At 72.2% G+C, this 20,493-nt stretch carries 16 protein-coding genes; 10 read left to right on the top strand and 6 right to left on the bottom strand.

The genetic code is table 11. The features are described 5' to 3' along the window. Nucleotides 1-212: 212 nt before the first annotated feature. The 3 genes from fmt to ACMTAK_RS11370 all read left to right on the top strand — a co-directional run bounded on the left by fmt (nt 213) and on the right by ACMTAK_RS11370 (nt 4,760). The gene (gene fmt, locus ACMTAK_RS11380) at nt 213-1,145 is read left to right on the top strand and encodes a methionyl-tRNA formyltransferase (RefSeq protein ID WP_413806104.1); all 933 of its coding nucleotides are present in this window, start codon (nt 213-215) and stop codon (nt 1,143-1,145) included. A 110-nt stretch (nt 1,146-1,255) separates the two neighbouring features. Then, a complete protein-coding gene (locus ACMTAK_RS11375) occupies nt 1,256-3,244 on the top strand; it encodes an ABC transporter ATP-binding protein (protein WP_413806103.1) in 1,989 nt (662 codons plus the stop codon). A 43-nt stretch (nt 3,245-3,287) separates the two neighbouring features. After that, nucleotides 3,288-4,760 carry an RsmB/NOP family class I SAM-dependent RNA methyltransferase gene (locus ACMTAK_RS11370; protein ID WP_413806102.1) on the top strand — a complete coding sequence of 491 codons (1,473 nt, stop codon included), beginning with the start codon at nt 3,288-3,290 and terminating at the stop codon, nt 4,758-4,760. A 32-nt stretch (nt 4,761-4,792) separates the two neighbouring features. On the opposite strand, the gene ACMTAK_RS11365 is transcribed toward ACMTAK_RS11370, so the two are convergent. Beyond that, nucleotides 4,793-5,725, bottom strand: a complete 933-nt coding sequence (locus ACMTAK_RS11365) for a serine hydrolase (protein WP_413806101.1) — start codon at nt 5,723-5,725, stop codon at nt 4,793-4,795. Between the two features lie 148 nt (nt 5,726-5,873). Between ACMTAK_RS11365 and rpe the strand changes: the two genes are divergently transcribed. After that, nucleotides 5,874-6,548, top strand: coding sequence for a ribulose-phosphate 3-epimerase (gene rpe / locus ACMTAK_RS11360; RefSeq protein ID WP_413104145.1), 675 nt, complete (start codon nt 5,874-5,876; stop codon nt 6,546-6,548). A 135-nt stretch (nt 6,549-6,683) separates the two neighbouring features. Continuing rightward, nucleotides 6,684-7,670: a sugar-binding transcriptional regulator gene (locus ACMTAK_RS11355; RefSeq protein ID WP_075200442.1), complete on the top strand. Its 987-nt coding sequence runs from the start codon at nt 6,684-6,686 to the stop codon at nt 7,668-7,670. 79 nt (nt 7,671-7,749) lie between these two features. Here ACMTAK_RS11355 and ACMTAK_RS11350 read toward each other — a convergent pair whose 3' ends face one another. The 3 genes from ACMTAK_RS11350 to ACMTAK_RS11340 form a co-directional block, all read right to left on the bottom strand. Then, the gene (locus tag ACMTAK_RS11350) at nt 7,750-9,057 is read right to left on the bottom strand and encodes a lanthionine synthetase C family protein (protein ID WP_413806100.1); all 1,308 of its coding nucleotides are present in this window, start codon (nt 9,055-9,057) and stop codon (nt 7,750-7,752) included. Next, entirely contained in the window at nt 9,054-12,194 is a 3,141-nt protein-coding gene (locus ACMTAK_RS11345) for a lantibiotic dehydratase (protein ID WP_413806099.1), read from the bottom strand. Before ACMTAK_RS11345 ends, ACMTAK_RS11350 begins: the two co-directional genes overlap by 4 nt. A gap of 101 nt (nt 12,195-12,295) precedes the next feature. Beyond that, on the bottom strand, nt 12,296-12,448 hold the full coding sequence (locus ACMTAK_RS11340; protein WP_413806098.1) for an FDLD family class I lanthipeptide: 153 nt from the start codon (nt 12,446-12,448) through the stop codon (nt 12,296-12,298). 488 nt (nt 12,449-12,936) lie between these two features. Between ACMTAK_RS11340 and ACMTAK_RS11335 the strand changes: the two genes are divergently transcribed. Next, nucleotides 12,937-14,400 (top strand): GuaB1 family IMP dehydrogenase-related protein, encoded by a 1,464-nt coding sequence (locus ACMTAK_RS11335; RefSeq protein ID WP_413806097.1) that lies wholly within the window; start codon nt 12,937-12,939, stop codon nt 14,398-14,400. A gap of 85 nt (nt 14,401-14,485) precedes the next feature. Here ACMTAK_RS11335 and ACMTAK_RS11330 read toward each other — a convergent pair whose 3' ends face one another. Together ACMTAK_RS11330 and ACMTAK_RS11325 are read right to left on the bottom strand one after the other, a co-directional pair. After that, nucleotides 14,486-15,142 (bottom strand): DUF2637 domain-containing protein, encoded by a 657-nt coding sequence (locus tag ACMTAK_RS11330; RefSeq protein ID WP_413806096.1) that lies wholly within the window; start codon nt 15,140-15,142, stop codon nt 14,486-14,488. Nucleotides 15,143-15,249: 107 nt separating this feature from the next. Further along, nucleotides 15,250-15,456, bottom strand: a complete 207-nt coding sequence (locus tag ACMTAK_RS11325; protein WP_164425081.1) for a hypothetical protein — start codon at nt 15,454-15,456, stop codon at nt 15,250-15,252. 300 nt (nt 15,457-15,756) lie between these two features. Here ACMTAK_RS11325 and ACMTAK_RS11320 point away from each other — a divergent pair, with 300 nt between their 5' ends. The 4 genes from ACMTAK_RS11320 (at nt 15,757) to ACMTAK_RS11305 (ending at nt 20,493) form a co-directional block, all read left to right on the top strand. Then, nucleotides 15,757-17,229 (top strand): amino acid permease, encoded by a 1,473-nt coding sequence (locus ACMTAK_RS11320; protein WP_413806095.1) that lies wholly within the window; start codon nt 15,757-15,759, stop codon nt 17,227-17,229. A 10-nt stretch (nt 17,230-17,239) separates the two neighbouring features. Further along, nucleotides 17,240-17,695 carry an Lrp/AsnC family transcriptional regulator gene (locus tag ACMTAK_RS11315; protein ID WP_201854519.1) on the top strand — a complete coding sequence of 152 codons (456 nt, stop codon included), beginning with the start codon at nt 17,240-17,242 and terminating at the stop codon, nt 17,693-17,695. Between the two features lie 224 nt (nt 17,696-17,919). Beyond that, entirely contained in the window at nt 17,920-18,717 is a 798-nt protein-coding gene (locus ACMTAK_RS11310; RefSeq protein WP_413806094.1) for a carbon-nitrogen hydrolase family protein, read from the top strand. Nucleotides 18,718-18,783: 66 nt separating this feature from the next. Then, entirely contained in the window at nt 18,784-20,493 is a 1,710-nt protein-coding gene (locus ACMTAK_RS11305) for a flavin monoamine oxidase family protein (RefSeq protein ID WP_413806093.1), read from the top strand.

The raw sequence follows: 20,493 nt of genomic DNA, 5'->3' as shown, positions 1-20,493 counted from the left end.
GGGAGTCGGACGGACGGCGGGAAATGGATCGGGCCGCGACAGCGGCCCGATGCGGTCAATCTGCCTTGACCAACGCGGCACCCGCCCGTCGGTCACGGTCCGGGGCGTGCGGCAGTCCGCTCGTACGCCCCCTCGGACGGCGGACCATAGACTTCAGTCGCTGTTTGCGACGTTCCCGCCATATCCGCTGTGTGAGAGGTAGTTCGCCACCCATGAGGCTCGTCTTCGCCGGTACCCCCGAGGTCGCCCTGCCCGCTCTGGACGCGCTGATCGCGTCCGAGAAGCACGAGGTGGTGGCCGTGGTGACCCGTCCCGACGCGCCCGCCGGACGCGGCCGCCGACTGGTGGCCAGCCCGGTCGCCGAGCGGGCCGAGGAGGCGGGCATCGAGGTGCTCAAGCCCGCCAAGCCGCGCGATCCGGAGTTCCTGGCCCGGCTCACCGAGATCGCGCCGGACTGCTGCCCGGTGGTGGCCTACGGCGCGCTGCTGCCCAAGGCCGCGCTGGAGATCCCCGCGCACGGCTGGGTCAATCTGCACTTCTCGCTGCTCCCGGCCTGGCGGGGCGCGGCCCCCGTGCAGCACTCCCTGCTCGCGGGCGACGAGATGACCGGCGCCTCGACCTTCCAGATCGAGGAAGGACTGGACTCCGGGCCGGTGTTCGGGGTGGTGACGGAGCAGGTGAGGGCCACCGACACCAGCGGCGATCTGCTGACCCGGCTCGCCTTCGCCGGTGCGGGGCTGCTCGAGGCGACGATGGACGGCATCGAGAACGGCACCCTGCGCCCGGTGCCGCAGCCGGCCGAGGGCATCTCGCTCGCCCCGAAGATCACCGTCGAGGACGCGGAGATCGACTGGACGGCGCCCGCGTTGCGCGTCGACCGGCTGGTGCGCGCGTGCACCCCGGCCCCGGGCGCGTGGACCACCTTCCGGGGGGAGCGGCTGAAGGTCGTCTCGGCGCGGCCGGTGGCGGACCGTACGGATCTGGAGCCCGGCCGGCCGGCCGTCACCAAGAAGGCCGTGTACGTGGGCACCGGCAGCCATGCCGTCGAGCTGACCTGGGTGCGGCCGCAGGGCAAGAAGCCGATGCTCGCGGCGGACTGGGCACGCGGGGTGCGGATCGCGGAGGGCGAGCGGCTCGGGGCCTGAGCGCGCGGCCGCGCCAGGACCGGCAGGGCCACGGACGCGCCGAGGAGGCGGACATTGACTTCAACCTAGGTTGAAGTCCTACGTTCCTCACGAGACCTCGGAGGTACGTGATGGACATGCAATCGACCGCCTGGCATTCCCTGTATCAGACGGCCAACGCTCAAGACGACCGGCGGCCCTTCTCCCGCGAGACGCTGCGCCGCATCGGTGCCTTCGCCCGTCCGCACCGCCGCCGGCTGCTGCTGTTCCTGGTGCTGAGCACGGTCACGGCGGTGCTCGCGGTGGCGACGCCGCTGCTGGCCGGCCGGGTGGTGGACGCGATCGTCCACCGTTCGGGACAGAGCACGGTGCTCTGGCTGGCCGGGCTGATCGCCGCGATCGCCGTGGCGGAGGCGGCGCTCGGGCTGGTGACCCGCTGGCTGTCGGCGAACATCGGCGAGGGGCTGATCCTCGATCTGCGCACCGCCGTCTTCGACCACGTCCAGCGGATGCCGGTGGCGTTCTTCACCCGGACCCGTACCGGTGCGCTGGTCAGCAGGCTCAACAACGACGTCATCGGCGCGCAGCGGGCGTTCAGCGACACCCTCTCCGGGGTGGTCGGCAATGTGGTGACGCTGCTGCTCACCTTCGTCGTCATGATCGGTATCTCCTGGCAGATCACCCTGGGGACGCTGGTGCTCCTGCCCGTCTTCCTGCTGCCCGCGCGCCGGGTGGGCGGACGGCTGGCGAAGCTGCGGCGCGAGGCGGCCGCGCACAACGCCGCGATGAGCACCCAGATGACCGAGCGCTTCTCCGCGCCCGGGGCGACGCTGGTCAAGCTGTTCGGGCGGCCCGCCGACGAGTCCGCCGAGTTCGCGGCGCGGACCCGCCGGGTGCGGGACATCGGGGTGCGGACCGCGATGGTCCAGGTCTCCTTCGTGACCGCCCTGACCCTCGTCTCCGCCCTGGCCCTCGCCCTGGTCTACGGTCTCGGCGGCTGGTTCGCGCTGCACGGGCGGCTCGACCCCGGCGCCGTCGTCGCGCTCGCGCTGCTCCTCACCCGGCTGTACGCGCCGCTGACCGCGCTGGCCGGGGCGCGGGTCGAGGTGATGAGCGCGCTCGTCAGCTTCGAGCGGGTCTTCGAGGTGCTCGACCTCGAGCCGCTGATCAAGGAGAGGCCGGACGCCCGGGAGGTCCCGGAGGGGCCGGTGTCCGTCGAGTTCGACCGCGTGGACTTCGGCTACCCGGCCGCGGACAAGGTCTCCCTCGCCTCCCTGGAGGAGGTCGCCACCCTGGACACCCGCGGTGGCGTCCCGGTCCTGCACCAGGTGTCCTTCCGCGCCGAACCGGGCCAGATGGTCGCGCTGGTGGGCTCCTCCGGCGCCGGGAAGTCGACCATCGCGCAGCTGCTGCCGAGGCTCTACGACGCCGACGAGGGCGCCGTACGGCTCGCCGGGGTGGACGTCCGCGACCTGACGGCCGACTCGATCCGCGCCACCCTCGGCATGGTCACGCAGGACGGCCATCTCTTCCATGACTCGATCCGCGCCAATCTGCTGCTGGCCCGGCCGGAGGCCACCGACGAGGAGCTGTGGGAGGTGCTGCGCCGGGCCCGTCTCGAGGGGCTGATCGCGGCCCTGCCGGACGGTCTCGACACCGTCGTGGGCGAGCGCGGCTACCGGCTCTCCGGCGGTGAGCGCCAGCGGCTGACCATCGCCCGGCTGCTGCTGGCCCGGCCCCGGGTGGTGATCCTCGACGAGGCCACCGCGCATCTGGACTCCACCTCGGAGGCGGACGTCCAGGAGGCGCTCGGCGAGGCGCTGGACGGGCGCACCGCGGTGGTGATCGCCCACCGGCTGTCCACGGTCCGGGCAGCGGATCTCATTCTGGTCGTGGAGGACGGGCGGATCGTGGAGCGCGGTACGCACACCGCGCTGCTGGCCGCGGGGGGCCGCTACGAGGAGCTGTACCGCACCCAGTTCGAGCAGCCGACGAGTGTCGACGACGGATTCGCCGTCAGCGGCACGACCGTGGACGGAACCTCCATCGTGGACGGAGCCATCGTGGACCCGGCGGCCCTGGACGGCGGCCCCACGACCGCCGACGCCCCGGCGACGTAGGCTGGTTCCTTCAGCCCGATCCGTCCCCCGGAGCACATTTCCCGTGACCGACCAGCCCCGTCGTCGCCGTCCCCACGCCCCGAACCGGCCTGGCAAGCCCTACCGCCGCCCGCAGAAGGACCCCGTGCGGATCCTCGCCTTCGAGGCGCTGCGGGCGGTCGACGAACGGGACGCGTACGCCAACCTCGTTCTCCCGCCCCTGCTGCGCAAGGCGCGGGAGAGCGCGGAGGCCGGGAGCGGGCCGCGGTTCGACTCCCGGGACGCGGCGCTCGCCACCGAGCTGGTCTACGGCACCCTGCGCCACCAGGGCACCTACGACGCGGTCATCGCCGAATGCGTGGACCGCCCGCTGCGCGAGGTGGATCCGCCCGTGCTCGATGTACTGAGCCTCGGCGCCCACCAGTTGCTCGGAACCCGTATCCCCACCCACGCCGCCGTCTCGGCGAGCGTCGAACTGGCCCGGGTGGTGCTCGGCGACGGCCGGGCCAAGTTCGTCAACGCCGTACTGCGCAAGATCGCCACGCATGACCTCGACGGCTGGCTGGAGCGGGTCGCCCCGCCGTACGACGAGGACCCCGAGGAGCATCTGGGCGTCCGCCACTCGCATCCGCGCTGGGTCGTCTCCGCCCTGTGGGACGCGCTCGGCGGCGGCAGCGCCGGTATGGAGGAGCTGCTGGCCGCCGACAACGAACGGCCCGAGGTCACCCTCGTCGCCCGGCCCGGCCGGTCCACGCCCGGGGAGTTGCTGGACGCGGTCGGCGAGCCGGCAGCGGTGCCGGGCCGCTGGTCGCCGTACGCGGTGCGGCTCACCGAGGGCGGCGAGCCCGGTGCGCTGGAGGCGGTGCGCGACGGGCGGGCCGGAGTGCAGGACGAGGGCAGCCAGCTGGTGGCCCTCGCGCTGGCGAACGCCCCGCTGGAGGGGGACGACCGGCGCTGGCTGGACGGCTGCGCGGGCCCCGGCGGCAAGGCCGCGCTGCTGGCCGCGCTCGCCGCGGAGCGCGGTGCCGCGCTGCTGGCCGCCGAGAAGCAGCCGCACCGGGCCCGGCTGGTGGCCGGGGCCCTGGCGGGCAACCCCGGGCCGTACCAGGTGATTGCCGCGGACGGCACCCGGCCGCCGTGGCGTCCGGAGTCCTTCGACCGGGTGCTGGTGGACGTCCCCTGCACCGGCCTGGGTGCCCTGCGCCGCCGCCCCGAGGCGCGCTGGCGGCGCCGCCCCGAGGACCTGGAGGGCTTCGCCCCGCTCCAGCGCGGACTGCTGCGGGAGGCACTGGCCGCGGCGCGGATCGGCGGGGTGGTCGGCTACGCCACCTGCTCCCCGCATCCGGCCGAGACCCGGGCCGTGGTCGAGGACGTCCTCAAGGGGCGGGGCGGCGCCGCCGTCTCCGCGGAGTGGATCGACGCCCGGCCGCTGCTGCCCGGGGTGCCCGAGCTGGGCGACGGCCCCGACATCCAGCTGTGGCCGCACCGGCACGGCACGGACGCCATGTATCTGGCCCTGCTGCGCCGCACCGGCTGACCGCTCTCATTTCCGGGCGGTGCTTTCCGGGGTCAGTCCTTCGGGACCGCCGGGAGCGCTTCCTCGGGCCGGTCGGTCGGGGCGTAGAGCGTATTGGCGTGGACGGTGGGGTTGAGGTCCTTGTGCACCGCGCGCGCCACCGCCTCGATGGTGGCCACGCCCGCCTCCATGGTGCGGTCGTCCTGGGTGAGCACGGTGAGCGTGTAGTCGTGGCCGCCGCCGGTGAAGGCGCCGACGCTGTGCACTCGCCAGCCGTGCGAGGACCGCTCCAGCCAGCCGTTCTTCACATGGATCTTCGTACCGCCCGGGGCGCCGGCCGGGGTGCCCCAGCGCTGTTCCCGGATGACCTTGCCCATCAACGAGAGGATGTACGTGCGGGAGCCGTCGCTCAGCACCGTGTTCGCGTGGGTGATCAGGTCCAGGAGCCGCTCCTGGTCGTTCGCGGTGATCCGGGTGAGGCCCCAGTAGCCGTCCTGGCCGGGCACGGTGGCGTCCATTCCGGCCGTCCGCAGGAACGCCTTGACCCCGGAGGGCTTGAGCTGCTTCCACAGCTTGCTGGTCGAGGCGTTGTCCGACTTGGTGATCATGGCCTTGGCGAGGGTCTTCTCGCGTTTGGTCAGCCCCCGGTGGTGCCGCTGCGCGTCCCACAGCAGCGTCCCCAGGACCGTCACCTTCACCACGCTCGCGGAGTCGAACCTCTGGTTCGCGCGCAGGGTGCAGCGGGTGTGGGTGGTGTGGTCGCGGAGGCTGATCGCGATGGTTCCGGACCGGCCGCGCAGCGCGGCGGCGATGTCCTTGGACATCTTTCCGGCCAGCCCGGACTGGTGCGAGACGCAGACCGGCCGCGGTGCCGTGGCCGCCGCGGAGGCGGGCCCGGCCCCGGCGACCGGCGCCGCGACGAGGGCCGCTGTGAGCGCCGCGCACACCGCGGTGCGGGGGTGCCGGGGTATTCGATCGCTCGTCATGGTGGGTTGCCTGTGTCGCGCCCGATGGCCAAGGATTCCGTCCGACATCTTCATGATCCTGGCTCCCTCGGCGTCCGTCGATCCGAGCGGGACCGATGATCAGATCCCGGCTCCCTGGACCGGCGCCGACCGTGGGAGGCTTGGAGCCATGGCTCCGCAGATCAATCCCAGCATCCTGTCCGCAGATTTCTCCCGCCTGGCGGATGAGGCGAAGGCGGTCGAAGGCGCCGACTGGCTCCACGTCGACGTCATGGACAACCACTTCGTCCCCAACCTCACCCTCGGCGTGCCGGTGGTCGAATCGCTGGGCAGGGCCACGCGGACCCCGCTGGACTGCCATCTCATGATCGAGGACCCGGACCGCTGGGCGCCGCAGTACATCGAGGCGGGCGCCGGCTCCGTCACCTTCCATGTGGAGGCCGCGGCCGCGCCGGTGCGGCTGGCGCGCGAGATCCGGGCCAAGGGCGCGCGGGCGTCGATGGCGCTCAAGCCCGCCACCCCCATCGAGCCGTACGAGGATCTGCTGCCCGAGCTGGACATGCTGCTGGTGATGACCGTGGAGCCCGGCTTCGGCGGCCAGGCGTTCCTCGACATCATGCTGCCGAAGATCCGCCGCACCCGGCAGCTCATCGCCAAGCACGGCCTTCAGATGTGGTTGCAGGTGGACGGCGGGGTCTCGGCCGAGACCATCGAGCGGTGCGCCGAGGCGGGCGCCGATGTGTTCGTCGCGGGCTCGGCCGTCTACGGCGCCGACGACCCGGCCAAGGCCGTACGGGAGCTGCGCCACCTCGCCGAAAAGGCGACCGGCACCCCCGGTTCATGAGGCGGCGTAGCTACCGGTCGATGAACTCAAGGGTGAAGGCCAAACCAACTCCGCCGTTTCTGACAGGATGAACGGTGAGTCCGGACAGTGAATAGTGAGGAGACCGCGGTGTCGACGGGCCGTTCAGCCACGCGGATGGGACCCGCCGAACTGGTGCAGGCGGCCGCCATGGCGCGCCGCTTCTACCTCGAGGGCAAGTCCAAGATCCAGATCGCCGAGGAGTTCGGCGTCAGCCGCTTCAAGGTCGCGCGGGTGCTGGAGACGGCGCTCGAGCGCGATCTTGTGCGCATCGAAATCCGGGTTCCCGCCGAGCTCGACGCGGAGCGCTCCGACGCGCTGCGCGCCCGCTACGGGCTGCGCCACGCGGTCGTCGTGGAGTCCCCGGCCGACGCCGAGGCGGACACCCCGGACCCGGAGAACCTCGGCGAGGTCGCCGCGGACCTGCTGGGCGAGCTGGTGACCGAGGGGGATGTGCTGGGGCTGGCCTGGGGGCGGTCCACGATCCACATGGCGGCCGCGCTGCACCGGCTGCCCCCGTGCACGGTCGTCCAGCTCACGGGCGTGTACGACGCGGGCACGGCCGAGCGCGGCTCGGTCGAGGCGGTGCGCCGCGCCGCCGCCGTCTCCGGCGGTGAGGCGCATCCCATCTACGCGCCGATGCTGCTGCCGGACACGGCCACCGCGGACGCCCTGCGCGGCCAGACCGGTATCGCCCGCGCCTTCGAGTACTTCGACAAGGTCACCGTGGCCTGCGTCTCCATCGGCTCCTGGGAGGCCGGGATCTCCACGGTCTACGACATGCTGACGGAGGAGGAGCGGGCCCACTACGAGAGCCTGGGCGCCGCCGCCGAGATGTCGGCCCACCTCTTCGACGCCGAGGGCCGCCGCATCGGCCGTGACCTGGGCGAGCGCTGCATCACCGTGGAGGCCGACCGGCTGCGCCGGATCCCCGAGGTGGTGGCCATCGCCGGTGGCCGCCGCAAGGCCGAGGCGATCGGGGCGGTGCTGAGGTCCGGCCTGGTCACCAGCCTGGTGACGGACACCGCCGCCGCGGACTATCTGCTGGGGATCACCCCCGCCGCCCACCCCGCCCTCGACCGCGCCGACCCGGACGGGCCGTAGCGGGCCGACCGCCGCGGGCTGGGGTCCTCCCGTCACTCGGATCCGCCAGGAGGACCCTGGGACGGAAACACCCGCCGGATCACGCCAGAAGCAGGGCGGCGTCCCATGGCACATCACCGTCGGCGGTTCCGGCGGGCGGCGTGCCGCGGCCGAGCAGGACGAGGGCGACGCCCGCCGCGCCCTCCAGGAACGTCGGCGCGTCCAGCGGTTCCGGCCGGTGCGATGGCACCGGCGCGGTGGGAAAGCCGAAGGCCGTACCGGGGTCGAAGCGGGCGCACAGCCGCTCGGCGATCTCGTCCGCCCGCGCGGACAGCACCGGATCGTCCAACTCGTCGGCCATGCGCCCGGTGATCCGGGCCAGCCCGGCGAGGCCGTGGCACAGTCCGGGGTCGTCCAGCCCCCGCAGTCCGCCGGGGCGGGCGAAGACCGCCCTCATCGCCGCCGCCGCGGTGTGCACCCACGCGTCCTCGCCCAGCGCGACTCCGGCGAGGTGGAGGGCGCGGGCGATTCCCGGAGCGCCGTAGCACCAGCTCGCGCGCCCCGGCTCCAGGGTCGGCCGAGTGGGGGCCAGCTCCTGGTCGACGGAGACCGTACCGGGCCATCCGGCGCCCGCGTCCGGGTCCTCCTGGCGCCAGCTCATCAGCCACCGGGCGATACGGCGGATGGCCGTGTCGTGGCCGGGGACGCGCAGTCCGCGCGTCCAGCACAGGGACAGCAGCGCGAGCGGCCCGGCGATGCCGTGGGCGAGGCCCAGGTCGAGGACCCACTCCCGCCGCCCCGGGTCCGCCGCGGCGGGCCACGGTGGGCTGAACCAGCCGGGCAGCGGCCCGGCCCCGGCCTTGACGGGCTCGGTGAGGGCGACGAGATACCGCAGTACGTCGTGGACCGTTTCGGGGTCGGACGGCTCGGCGAGGAAGTACCGGCCGAGGCCGGTCATACCGGAGACGACGTCGAAGTCTCCCCGGTCCGCTCCGGGGACACCGGATTCCATCCGGTCGTACTCGGCGTCGAGGACTTTTCCAAGACGATGCCGCAGGGCCGCGTCCACCTGGCCCCGCACGGCGGCGTAGTCCCGGGGCGAGCGGGCGGCGTGCTTGGCGGCGAAGCCGAGCCCGGCCAGGCCCGTGATCAGCCCGGAACCCTTGGCACCGGCGAACCCGGCCTCCGCCGCCAGCAAGGCGTGGACGGTTGTGCGCAGGCCCGGGTCGCCCTTGCTCAGCTCACTGAGCAGCAGCGCCGCCCCTGAGGCACCCATGCCGAGCCCGGCAGCGGGGAAGTCCCGGGTGCCGGTGCCGGTGCCGGTGCCGATGGCGTGGTCGCTGAGGCGGGCGGCGATCTCGGCCGCCACCGTGTCGGCGTCCCACCGTCCGGCTGGTGCCGCCGTCATCCCAGGTGCCTCCGTCGTCCGTGTTCGGTCTGGGCGAGGCCCCGCGCCACCGCCAGCGAACGGGACTCGGAGGTGCGTGAGGTGCCGATGAGCCGGTTGTGGTGCATATGCAATACGCTCGCCAGCACCGATCCGTCGGCGGCTGCGGAGGCATAGGCACGCATGGCGGCCGCCCTGGCGTCGAGGGCGGCGAGCGCGGCGGCAGCGCCTTCGGCGGGGAACGCGGCCGGGAGCCCGCCGTCCAGCAGGCGAAGTGCCGCCGCGCGGCTTTCCCGGAAGTAGGCGTGGTGCTCCTCGTCCCGCGGGTTGCGCAGCCACCAGTCGGTCCACCGGTCGCCATGGACCTGGCAGGCGAGATCGAGGTAGTTGGCGGCGGCGAGCAGCCGCGGTTCGACGGTGACCGCGTCCGCCGCCCGGAGGCGCAGCTGTTCGAGGGCGGCCACGCTGTCCTGGTGGAAGACCTTCTCGGCGGCCTCGATGGACTCGGGGCCACCGTAGCGGTGGCTTTCGGGCTCATAGCCGTCGATGACGAACGCCCCGGCCAGACGCAGGTCGCGCAGCTGCTCCACCCAGTCCAGGACGCCCGGCAGCAGCTCGCCGTGGAGCGTGGCGGGGTCGCCGTGGAACCGCAGGCGCAGATGCGCGCCGGCCGGATCGGCGTAGCGGATGAAGAACCAGCGGTCCACCGCGGGCGGCAGGGCCGCCAGCAGCCGGGGCAGGTGCTCGGTCAGCACCTCGTCCTGGCGGTTGGCGCAGGCGTAGAGCTTGCCGTAGAGCCATGCGCGGCTGTGCCGCGGGACCGGCGGACCGACCGGGCGGATGCGCCGCGCCGGAGCCCGGACGGCCGGGGACCCGCCGGGCGCCGGGCGGGCGGGCAGCAGCGGAATCACCAGTTCGCTGCTGAACGCCCCCGAGTCGGTGGCGAGCCAGCCGTCGCCCGCCCCCGCGTCCTCGGGAGTCTCGTACGCCGTCACGTCCTTGCCCCGGCGGAGCTCGCGGCGCAGCACCATGCGGTGGAGCGGGGCGGTCAGGTCGACCGCCACCCGATGGTCGCCCCCGCCGACGGCGACCCGGTCGGGCACGTTCCAGCGCGCCCGCCAGCCGTCCAGGCGGCGCTCCCACTCCGCGTCCGAGAGGGAGGGGTCGAACAGGCCGGGGTCGGTCAGCCGCCATCGGGCGGGGGCGAGGACCGTCCTGCCGAACCGGACACGGGGCAGATGGGGAAGTGTGGAGACGCGCCCCCATGTCCACACGCACGAGGGCCAGCTTCCCATCGTCGGCAGCTCGCGCAGCAGACGGACCGCCGCGGGGGCGCGCCGCGCGTCGAGCATGGTCGGAACCCGGGGGTTGATCTCCTGCCCGGTCGAGGCGTCCACGAGATACAGCCGGTCGAGGTCGGCGGCCAGTGCGAGATCGCCCATTCCCCGCACGGCGGGCGAGGCGCGGTCCGCGAAGCAGCCCACCGCGACCCGCTCGGTCCAGAACGCCCGAACGCGGGCCACGTTGGCGTCGCGCCCGCTCAGGGGCAGGAAGTCCAGATGTGCTTGGAGCGCGCCGTCCCGGGCCGAGTCGGCGGCGGAGCGGCGCGCCAACTCGCCCACCGCCTCCACGTCGTCGAGGAGGTAGGCGAACCGGCCGAAGAGCGCGCCCGGTGCCGGCGATCCCGTCGCCGGGGAGAGCACGAGCGCGAAGTCGCCCTCTTCGAGTGATCGCCTTGAGGGGGCGGTCAGATGGGCGCAGAGCTCCAGCGCGGCCGGGGGCGGTGCTCCGGAGCCGCGCAGCCGGTCGAGCGCCGCGTCGTCGAGCACCACCTCGCGGTCGCCCGACGCGATCGCCGTGAGCGCCAGCTCGGCCAGGAACTCGTTCCGGGCCCGGTCGCGTTCGCTCGGCTCACCGGGTTCCGCCGTGCGCCGCTCGCTTCTTGGGTGGTCGTAGCCGGCGGGCGGGCCCAGGCCGGTGTGCGGGTCGAGGACGTCGGCGAGCGGCACGGCCCGGTCGGTGCCATAGCGTTCGACGAACGCGTCACGGTACTCCCGGAGTTCGGGCGTCGGGATGGTGTCGGGTGCGGCGAGACACAGCGCCGTGGCCGCGCGCTCCGCCTCCCGCGACACCTCCCGGTCCAGGGTGACTTCGGCGTCCAGCCGCATGTCGACCTGGATCGGCCGGTCATCGGCGCGCAGGCCGCCCATCGTGTTCAGGGCCGCCTGCCAGCGGCCGAGCCCGGCACCGAGGCGTTCCGCGCCGTACTCCTCCAATAGGTCGCCGATGGCGGCCAGTTCGCGTGCCTTGTCGGTCCGGCCCACGGCCTTGAGGACTTCCACCGCGTACCGCAACGGGTCGGTCTCGCTGAGCGGGGGGCGCAGCTCGGTGAGGAGGAAGCCCTGGCGGACGAGCTCGACGAGAAGCCCCTCCTTGGCGGACTCGGGGACGTTCGGGTACGTCTCGTCCAGGATTTTCAGCAGTTCCCCGGCCGGGCGGGGGTGCCGGGTGGCGGCGAGGACGGTCTTCACGGCCGCCGTGTGGCGTACGGAGATCTCCTGGGCGCTCCGCCCCTCACCCTGCCGTTCGCCGGCGGCCGGCTCCTCGGGGTCGGCCGGGTCCTTCGCGTCGTAGCCGCAGGGGAGCACCCAGCGCTGTCCGCGTGCGAAGCCCAGGTCGTTCGCCACGACGCGCAGCGCCCGCAGAACCTCGAGGTCGCCCTCCCAGGCGGTGAGCACGCCGGTCAGCCAGCCGCCGTCCGGGCGCACCGCCTTGCGGTGCCGGGTGCCCATCCGGATCTGGCAGCCCGCCTCGCCGAAGGACACCGGGGCGACGCCCGCCAGGAGCCCGAAGGGGGTGGCGCGGCTGGCGGCCCGCAGGACGTAGCGCGTCGTCGAGAGCGTGAGCTTGCGCAGTGCGCCGGGTTTCATCGGCGCGCCCGCGCGCAGCGCCTCGACGGTCCGGTGCAGTGAGGGGCTGGAGACGGCGAGGGCCTCCTCCACCCGTCCGTCGGAGAGGAGCGCGTCGATGTACCGGCGGACCTGTTCGCGGTCGCGCGGGTCGATGTGGGCGCGGGTCCCGGTGGCCGAGCGGGGAAGGAGCGGGACACGGAGCATCCCGGTGGGCTCCGCCTGGAACATCGCGTGGTCTCCGGACATGGTGTCGTCTCTCCCGTTGATGCCCGGCACCGCCGGGCATTCCGCCGTCGGCGAGCCGCGCGGGGCCCGGGCTGGGCCCGTGCCCCGCGCGGTCCTGGCTGCTAACAGGCCGGCGCGGCCTGGGTGCACCAGAGGATGGACGCTATGGGCGTGGAGGCGGCCTGGGCGGCCGCCGGCTCGTCGAGCTCGACACGCACGTCCAGGTCGAACTCCGACATCTCCATGGCCGACTCGGCCGGTACGGCAATAGACATGGTCAACTCCTTCGTCAGAGAGGGCGACGGCAGCCATTCGCACCCAGTGCTGCTCGAAACACACCTCACCGGATGGGCACGCGCGGCTTCCGTTCGCGGGTTTACCTGTGAGGCGCTCAGATCGAGCGCCCCGCATATCTTGTACGCGCACCGCCCGCGATTCGGGACCTTCGGGGAGCCGGGTCTAAGGGTTACCTCAGGGATTCGGGGAGGTGGAACCAACGACCGTCATCGTGTTCTCCCACGACTCGCGGTCGGCGACTCACGGCCGGGGCCCGACCGCTTGCGCACGCGCCGAGCGGTGGTCCGCCGCAGGGGCACTCGCCCTCGGGCGGGCGCTCGGGTAGCGTTTTGACGTAAGGCAGGTTGCCTGTCGGCACCGGAGCGGCCCCCGCAGCGCCTCTTTGGAGGACTATATGAACACGGGGGTCTTTTCTTGTGTCACTGTGCGAGTGACCTGCGTCGTTTCGCGTGAAAATGTGAGACTCATGCGTTTCCTAGAGCCCGGTACGGGGCGCCACGTGGAATCTTCCCCGGTTCCCTACGACCTGACCTACGACGATGTGTTCATGGTCCCGAGCCGCTCCGCGGTCGGCTCCCGCCAGGGAGTGGATCTGTCGGCCCCCGACGGCACCGGCACCACCATCCCGCTCGTCGTCGCCAACATGACCGCGATCGCCGGGCGCCGCATGGCCGAGACGGTCGCCCGGCGCGGTGGCCTCGTCGTCATCCCGCAGGACATCCCGATCGACGTCGTCACGGACGTGGTCCGGTGGGTCAAGAGCCGCCATCTGGTGCTGGACACCCCAATCGTCCTCGCCCCGACCGGCACCGTCGCCGACGCGCTGTCGCTGCTGCCCAAGCGGGCACACGGCGCGGGCGTGGTGGTCGAGGACGGGCGTCCGGTGGGTGTGGTGACCGAGTCCGACCTGACCGGGGCGGACCGCTTCACCCAGCTGTCCGAGGTGATGTCGCGGGAACTGATGGTGCTCGACGCCGACATCGACCCCCAGGAGGCGTTCAGCCGCCTCGACGCCGCCCACCGCAAGCTGGCCCCCGCCGTGGACGCGGACGGGAAGCTGGCCGGCATCCTGAGCCGCAAGGGAGCGCTGCGCGCGACGCTCTACACGCCCGCGGTGGACGCGGCGGGCCGGCTGCGGATCGCGGCCGCCGTCGGGGTCAACGGCGATGTGGAGGGCCGTACGAAGGCGCTCCTCGACGCCGGGGTGGACACCCTCGTCGTGGACACCGCCCACGGCCACCAGGAGTCGATGATCAGCGCGCTCAAGGCGGTCCGGGCGCTGGGCCCGCGGGTGCCGGTGGTGGCGGGCAACGTGGTCTCCGCCGAGGGGGTGCGCGATCTCGTCGAGGCCGGTGCCGACATCGTCAAGGTCGGTGTCGGACCGGGCGCCATGTGTACCACCCGCATGATGACCGGCGTGGGCCGGCCTCAGTTCTCCGCGGTGATGGAATGTGCCGCCGAGGCGCGGAAGTTCGGCAAGCACATCTGGGCGGACGGCGGTATCCGGCACCCTCGCGACGTCGCCATGGCGCTGGCCGCCGGGGCGTCCAACGTCATGATCGGCTCCTGGTTCGCGGGCACGTACGAGTCGCCCGGCGACCTCCAGCACACCGCCGACGGCCGCCCGTACAAGGAGAGCTTCGGCATGGCGTCGGCGCGCGCGGTGCGCAATCGGACCAGCGAGGAGTCGGCGTACGAGCGGGCCCGCAAGGGGCTGTTCGAGGAGGGCATCTCCACCTCGCGGATGTTCCTGGACCCGGCCCGGCCGGGCGTCGAGGACCTGATCGACTCGATCGTCGCGGGCGTGCGCAGCTCGTGCACCTACGCGGGCGCGGGGTCGCTGGAGGAGTTCCACGAGCGGGCCGTCGTCGGCGTCCAGAGCGCCGCGGGTTACGCGGAGGGCCAGCCCCTCCACGCCTCGTGGGACTGAGACACCGCCTCCCGGAACCCGGACAGCACCACAGCCCCACTCGGCTCGGGTGAGTGGGGCTGTGGTGGTGTGGTGCGGCCCTGTCTCATCTCGCCATTCCACGCTGCTCACCCCGGGTGCGGGGCAGTGCGTGGCGTGGCGGGCTGGTGAGGGTGATCTGCCGCACCAGCTGGTGGAACGAGACCAGCGCGGCGACCGGGGGAAGACCGGCCACGGCGATGCTGGGCGCGTTCCTCGGGGCGTGTGCCACACACAGGAACACCGCGATGGTGGAGAAGAGCACCACCACGGCCCATGAGTGCGCCGCGCCCCGCCGGTGCAGGGCGGCCCGCAGCACCGACAGCGAGGCGACCAGCCAGGGTCCGTAGACCAGCAGGGGCCACCACGCCGCCATGGACTCCGAGGTGCTCGGGGAGGCCAGATAGCGCAGCGGGGGGTAGGAGATCATTCCGCCGAGCACGCTCAGCATGGCGACGATGACGGTGGTGACCGCCGCGAAGGTCAGGCTGATCACATGCAGCCACGGCATCGTCGGCAGCCGGAAGCGGACCCGGCGGCGCTTGCCGCGCCCCCGCACATGCGCGGGGGAGGGGGCCCGCAGGGGGGTGACCGGTGGTCCGATGGGGCCGGTGGTGTGCACCGCCTCCTCGGCGGAGGAGGTCTGGAGCAGCCGGGCCAGGTCCCCCTCCAGGTCCCAGCGACCCTCGATGGTCTCCGGGTCGGGCAGGGGGAAAGGATTCATCTCATAATCGGCTGCCGCCTCGAACCGGTCCCCGGGAGGGGGCGCGGGGGCGGGCCGGTGGCCGGTGGGAGGGGGCCCGTAGCCGCCCGGCCTCGGCTCGGTGTACGTCATGCCTTGACGCCCGGTTCTGTGGTATCGGAGCGCTGGAGGAAGTCCGCCTCGATCCGGCCCAGCGTCCGGATGAAGTCCTCCCACACTCTCGCGCAGTATTCGAGCGGGTAGCGCTCGCTGTCACCCCCCTGGTCGCGAGGCCGGAACACCGGTTCGGCACCGAGGCGGGAGTGATCGGGTGGTTGCAGACTGTCAGTGGTCACGTCCCCACCAACGACCGCTAAAATGGTGCAGTATCGCGGCATTCGGGTGAAACGCGCGCTGACAAGCTCAGTGTTTCGCAACGATTCACCGACGAGCGCCCCCGCGCGCAACGTTGCGACGCGTATGCGCAACCATGGTCCATTACGGCCGTCGGCGGACGGCTCATAGGGTCTTGCGCTGACGTGGAGTGGCGGGGACCGGCTGCTCGGCGATTCCCACCTGCGGGTTTCCTTCCCGGGTACCCGTATGTCCGCAGTCGGTCGCCACCACCTGATGGCAGCGAATAAGGAGCCACCCAAGTGTTGGAGCACGGCGCAGCACCGCCCGCCACCCAGCAACCGGAACCAGACCCTCCGGTCGGCGGGCTGGGCGCCCGGCTGATGCGGCGCAAGCCCGTGGAGCGGCTGGTCGCCGAGGGCGGCCAGGGCGAGGGCGGAAGCCTCCGGCGCTCGATGGGCGTATGGCAGCTCACGATGATCAGCATCGGCGCCACCCTGGGCACCGGCATCTTCGTGGTGCTCGGCGAGGCGGTGCCGGACGCGGGCCCCGCGGTCGTCGTGTCGTTCGTCATAGCCGGGCTCACCGCGCTGTTCTCCGCGCTGTCGTACGCCGAGCTGGCGGGCACCATCCCGGTCTCCGGCTCCTCCTACTCGTACGCCTACGCCACCATGGGCGAGCTGATCGCCTGGGTCTGCGGCTGGTGTCTGATCCTGGAGTACGGCGTCTCGGTGGCGGCCGTGGCCGTCGGCTGGGGCGAGTACCTCAACGAACTGCTCGACGGCACCCTCGGCATCACCATCCCCGACGCGCTGGCCGCGCCGCCCGGGGACGGCGGGATCTTCAATCTGCCCGCGCTGCTCGTGGTGCTGCTGGCCATGGCGTTCCTGCTGGGCGGCGCCAAGGAGAGCGCCCGCGCCAACGCCATCATGGTCGGGGTGAAGATCGCGGCGCTGATCCTCTTCTGCGCCGTCGCCTTCACCGGCATCCGGGCCGGCAACTACACCCCGTTCATGCCGCTGGGCATGGCGGGCGTCAGCGCCGCCGGCGCCACCCTCTTCTTCTCCTACATCGGCTTCGACGCCGCCTCCACGGCCGGTGAGGAGGCCAAGAACCCGCAAGCCGACCTGCCCCGCGCGATCATGCTCTCGCTGATCATCGTCACCGCGCTGTACTGCCTGGTGGCCGCCGTGGCGGTGGGCGCCCTGCCGTGGAAGGAGTTCTCCGGCTCCGAGGCCGCGCTCGCCTCGATCATGAAGGATGTCACCGGACAGAGCTTCTGGGCCGTGCTGCTGGCGGCCGGCGCGGTGATCGCGATCGCGTCCGTGGTGCTGACCGTGCTCTACGGGCAGACCCGCATCCTCTTCGCGATGTCCCGGGACGGGCTGGTGCCCAAGGTCTTCTCCACGGTCCACGCCCGGACCGGGGTGCCCCGCGCCAACACCGTCATCGTCTCGCTCTTCTGCGGTGTCCTCGCCGCCGCCATCCCGCTCGGCCAGCTCGCCGACGCCACCAGCATCGGCACGCTCTTCGCCTTCGCGCTGGTCAACATCGCCGTGATCATGCTGCGCCGGACCCGGCCCGACATGCCCCGTACCTTCCGGGTGCCGCTGTCCCCGCTCTTCCCGCTGATCGGCTTCGCGCTGTGCCTGTGGATGATGGGCAGCCTGCAGTTCGTGACCTGGGTGGTCTTCGGCGTGTGGATGGCCGTCGGCCTTGTGCTGTACTTCGGATACGGCATGCGCCGATCCCGACTGGCCACAGCAGAGAAGTGATTGCCCCCCAGTGCGACTGAACGATCTCGACGAACGCATCGTCCACGCCCTAGCCGAGGACGCCCGCCGCTCCTACGCCGACATCGGCGAAATCGTCGGGCTGTCCGCGCCCGCCGTCAAACGGCGGGTGGACCGGCTGCGCGCGGAGGGAGCCATCACCGGTTTCACGGTGCGGGTCGACCCGGTGGCGCTGGGCTGGGAGACCGAGGGCTTCATCGAGCTCTACTGCCGCCACAACACCTCGCCGGACGACATCCGCCGGGGCCTGTCGCGCTACCCCGAGGTGGTGTCCGCGTCCACCGTCACCGGTGACGCGGACGCCGTCGTCCAGGTCTTCGCCGCCGACATGCGCCACTTTGAGCGGGTGCTGGAGCGGATCGCGGGGGAGCCGTTCGTGGAGCGCACGAAGTCTGTGCTGGTGCTGTCGCCTCTGCTGCGGAGGTTTAGTTCGGGCGCCCCTACGTAGGCGCTCCGCCGGGTGCGCACGTTCCCTGGTGTCGTTATCGGCCGCGGCGCCGTTGTGGCTGGTCGCGCAGTTCCTCGCGCCCCTTCGGGGCGCGTGCAATGAATCGCCGTGTACTGATCCCGATACGTCATGAATCGACGCCGGACGCAATGAAGTCGTCTTGTTGGGCGATCCGGAGGCAACGTACTGTTTTTATGCCCTTACTCCTCCTCCCGAGGTCTGCCATGCCGCCGCTGCGCACCGCTCTGCTCCAGAACTCCGGTCACCCCGGCGACCCCGCCGGTAACCTCAAGGTCCTCGACGAGGCCGCCGCCCGCGCGGCCGCCGATGGCGCCGGGCTGCTGGTCACCGCGGAGATGTTCCTCACCGGCTACGCCATCGGCGGCGGCGTGCGGGAGCTGGCCGAGCCCGCCGACGGGCCGAGCGGCCGGGCCGTGGCCGAGATCGCCGCGACGCACGGCCTCGCGATCCTCTACGGCTACCCCGAGCGCCACGCGGGCGCGGTCCACAACTCCGCGCGGCTGGTGGGCGCGGACGGCACCGAGCTGGCCAACTACCGCAAGACCCATCTCTACGGCTGCTTCGAGCGGGAGTCGTTCACCCCGGGGGAGGTCCCCGTCGTCCAGGCCACCATCGGCGAGCTGACCGTCGGCATCCTGGTCTGCTACGACGTGGAGTTCCCCGAGAACGTACGGGCCCATGCCCTGGCCGGGACCGATCTGCTGGTGGTGCCCACCGCGCAGATGCACCCCTTCGAGTTCGTCGCCGAATCCCTGATCCCGGTGCGGGCCTTCGAGAGCCAGATGTACATCGCGTACGTCAACCGCAGCGGCCCCGAGGGCGAGTTCGACTTCGTCGGGCTGAGCTGTCTCGCCGGGCCCGACGGCGCCACCTGTCTGCGCGCCGGCCGCGGTGAGGAGCTCCTCCTCGGCGACGTCGACCCCAAACTGCTGACGACCTCGCGCCGGATCAACCCGTATCTGCGCGACCGCCGCCCCGGTCTCTACACCTCCCTCAGCTGATCCGTCCGGCCCCTGCCGCACCCGAACCACCCTTTTGAGCACCAAGCAGCAAGGAGTCCGTACCCCATGACGTCCACGGTGCCCACCGCCGTCCATGACGAGCAGGAGACGCGCGCCCTCGAGGCCCTTCCGCCCATCACCATGTTCGGCCCGGACTTCCCCTACGCCTACGACGACTACCTCGCCCACCCCGCGGGCCTGGGCCAGATACCGGCGACCGAGCACGGCGCCGAGGTCGCGGTCGTCGGCGGCGGACTCTCCGGTGTCGTCGCCGCGTACGAACTGATGAAGATGGGCCTGCGACCCGTGGTCTACGAGGCCGACCGGATCGGCGGACGGCTGCGCACTCATCGCTTCGACGGCTGTGACGACGCGCTGACCGCCGAGATGGGCGCGATGCGCTTCCCGCCGTCCTCCACCGCCCTCCAGCACTACATCGACCTGGTGGGCCTGAAGACCCAGCCGTTCCCCAATCCGCTGGCCCCCGAGACCCCCTCGACCGTCGTCGACCTCAAGGGCGAGTCCCACTACGCCCGCACCATCGACGACCTGCCGCCGGTCTACCGCGAGGTGGCCGACGCCTGGAACGCCTGCCTGGAGGAGGGCGCGGACTTCTCCGACATGAACCGCGCCATCCGCGAGCGGGACGTGCCCCGGATCCGGGAGATCTGGGCGCGGCTGGTCGAGAAGCTGGACAACCAGACCTTCTACGGCTTCCTCTGCGACTCCCCGGCCTTCACCTCCTTCCGCCACCGGGAGATCTTCGGCCAGGTCGGCTTCGGCACCGGCGGCTGGGACACCGACTTCCCCAACTCCATCCTGGAGATCCTGCGCGTCGTCTACACCGAGGCCGACGACCACCACCGCGGCATCGTCGGCGGCAGCCAGCAGCTTCCGCTGCGGCTGTGGGAGCGTGAGCCCGAGAAGATCGTCCACTGGCCGCAGGGCACCTCGCTGGCCTCGCTGCACGAGGGTGCGCCCCGCCCGGCCGTGACCCGGCTGCACCGGGCAGCGGGCGACCGCGTCGTGGTGACGGACGCGAGCGGTGACATCCGCTCGTACCGCGCGGTGGTCTTCACCGCGCAGTCCTGGATGCTGCTTTCCCAGATCGACTGCGACGACTCACTCTTCCCGATCGACCACTGGACGGCGATCGAGCGCACCCACTACATGGAGTCCAGCAAGCTCTTCGTGCCGGTGGACCGGCCGTTCTGGCTGGACAAGGACGAGGTCACCGGGCGGGACACGATGAGCATGACGCTCACCGACCGGATGACCCGCGGCACCTATCTGCTGGACAACGGCCCGGACCGGCCCGCCGTCATCTGCCTCTCCTACACCTGGTGCGACGACAGCCTCAAGTGGCTGCCGCTGTCCGCGAACGAGCGGATGGAGGTCATGCTCAAGTCGCTCTCGGAGATCTATCCACACGTCGACATCCGCAAGCACATCATCGGCAGCCCGGTCACCGTGTCCTGGGAGAACGAGCCGTACTTCATGGGCGCGTTCAAGGCCAATCTGCCCGGCCACTACCGCTACCAGCGCCGGCTGTTCACCCACTTCATGCAGGACCGGCTGCCCGCCGGCAAGCGCGGCGTCTTCCTGGCGGGCGACGACATCTCCTGGACGGCGGGCTGGGCCGAGGGCGCGATCCAGACGGCGCTCAACGCCGTGTGGGGCGTCATGCACCAGTTCGGCGGCTCCACCGACCCGAAGAACCCCGGGCCGGGCGATCTGTACGACGAGATCGCGCCCGTCGAGCTCCCCGAGGACTGA

The sequence above is a fragment of the Streptomyces lacaronensis genome (genome assembly GCF_047337785.1).
Classification (GTDB): Bacteria; Actinomycetota; Actinomycetes; order Streptomycetales; family Streptomycetaceae; genus Streptomyces; species Streptomyces lycopersici.
The sequence above is the reverse complement of the archived record's forward strand: the minus strand, read 5'-3'. Positions and strand labels throughout refer to the sequence as shown.

Bases quoted from the DNA above. Each gene is read 5' to 3' on its own strand.
- rpe (WP_413104145.1), top strand. From the start codon at position 5,874: ATGGCTCCGCAGATCAATCCCAGCATCCTGTCCGCAGATTTCTCCCGC.
- ACMTAK_RS11365 (WP_413806101.1), bottom strand. From the start codon at position 5,725: ATGACGAGCGATCGAATACCCCGGCACCCCCGCACCGCGGTGTGCGCG.
- ACMTAK_RS11335 (WP_413806097.1), top strand. From the start codon at position 12,937: ATGCGTTTCCTAGAGCCCGGTACGGGGCGCCACGTGGAATCTTCCCCG.
- ACMTAK_RS11375 (WP_413806103.1), top strand. From the start codon at position 1,256: ATGGACATGCAATCGACCGCCTGGCATTCCCTGTATCAGACGGCCAAC.
- ACMTAK_RS11340 (WP_413806098.1), bottom strand. From the start codon at position 12,448: ATGTCTATTGCCGTACCGGCCGAGTCGGCCATGGAGATGTCGGAGTTC.
- ACMTAK_RS11310 (WP_413806094.1), top strand. From the start codon at position 17,920: ATGCCGCCGCTGCGCACCGCTCTGCTCCAGAACTCCGGTCACCCCGGC.
- ACMTAK_RS11350 (WP_413806100.1), bottom strand. From the start codon at position 9,057: ATGACGGCGGCACCAGCCGGACGGTGGGACGCCGACACGGTGGCGGCC.
- ACMTAK_RS11330 (WP_413806096.1), bottom strand. From the start codon at position 15,142: ATGAATCCTTTCCCCCTGCCCGACCCGGAGACCATCGAGGGTCGCTGG.
- ACMTAK_RS11345 (WP_413806099.1), bottom strand. From the start codon at position 12,194: ATGTCCGGAGACCACGCGATGTTCCAGGCGGAGCCCACCGGGATGCTC.
- fmt (WP_413806104.1), top strand. From the start codon at position 213: ATGAGGCTCGTCTTCGCCGGTACCCCCGAGGTCGCCCTGCCCGCTCTG.
- ACMTAK_RS11355 (WP_075200442.1), top strand. From the start codon at position 6,684: ATGGGACCCGCCGAACTGGTGCAGGCGGCCGCCATGGCGCGCCGCTTC.
- ACMTAK_RS11305 (WP_413806093.1), top strand. From the start codon at position 18,784: ATGACGTCCACGGTGCCCACCGCCGTCCATGACGAGCAGGAGACGCGC.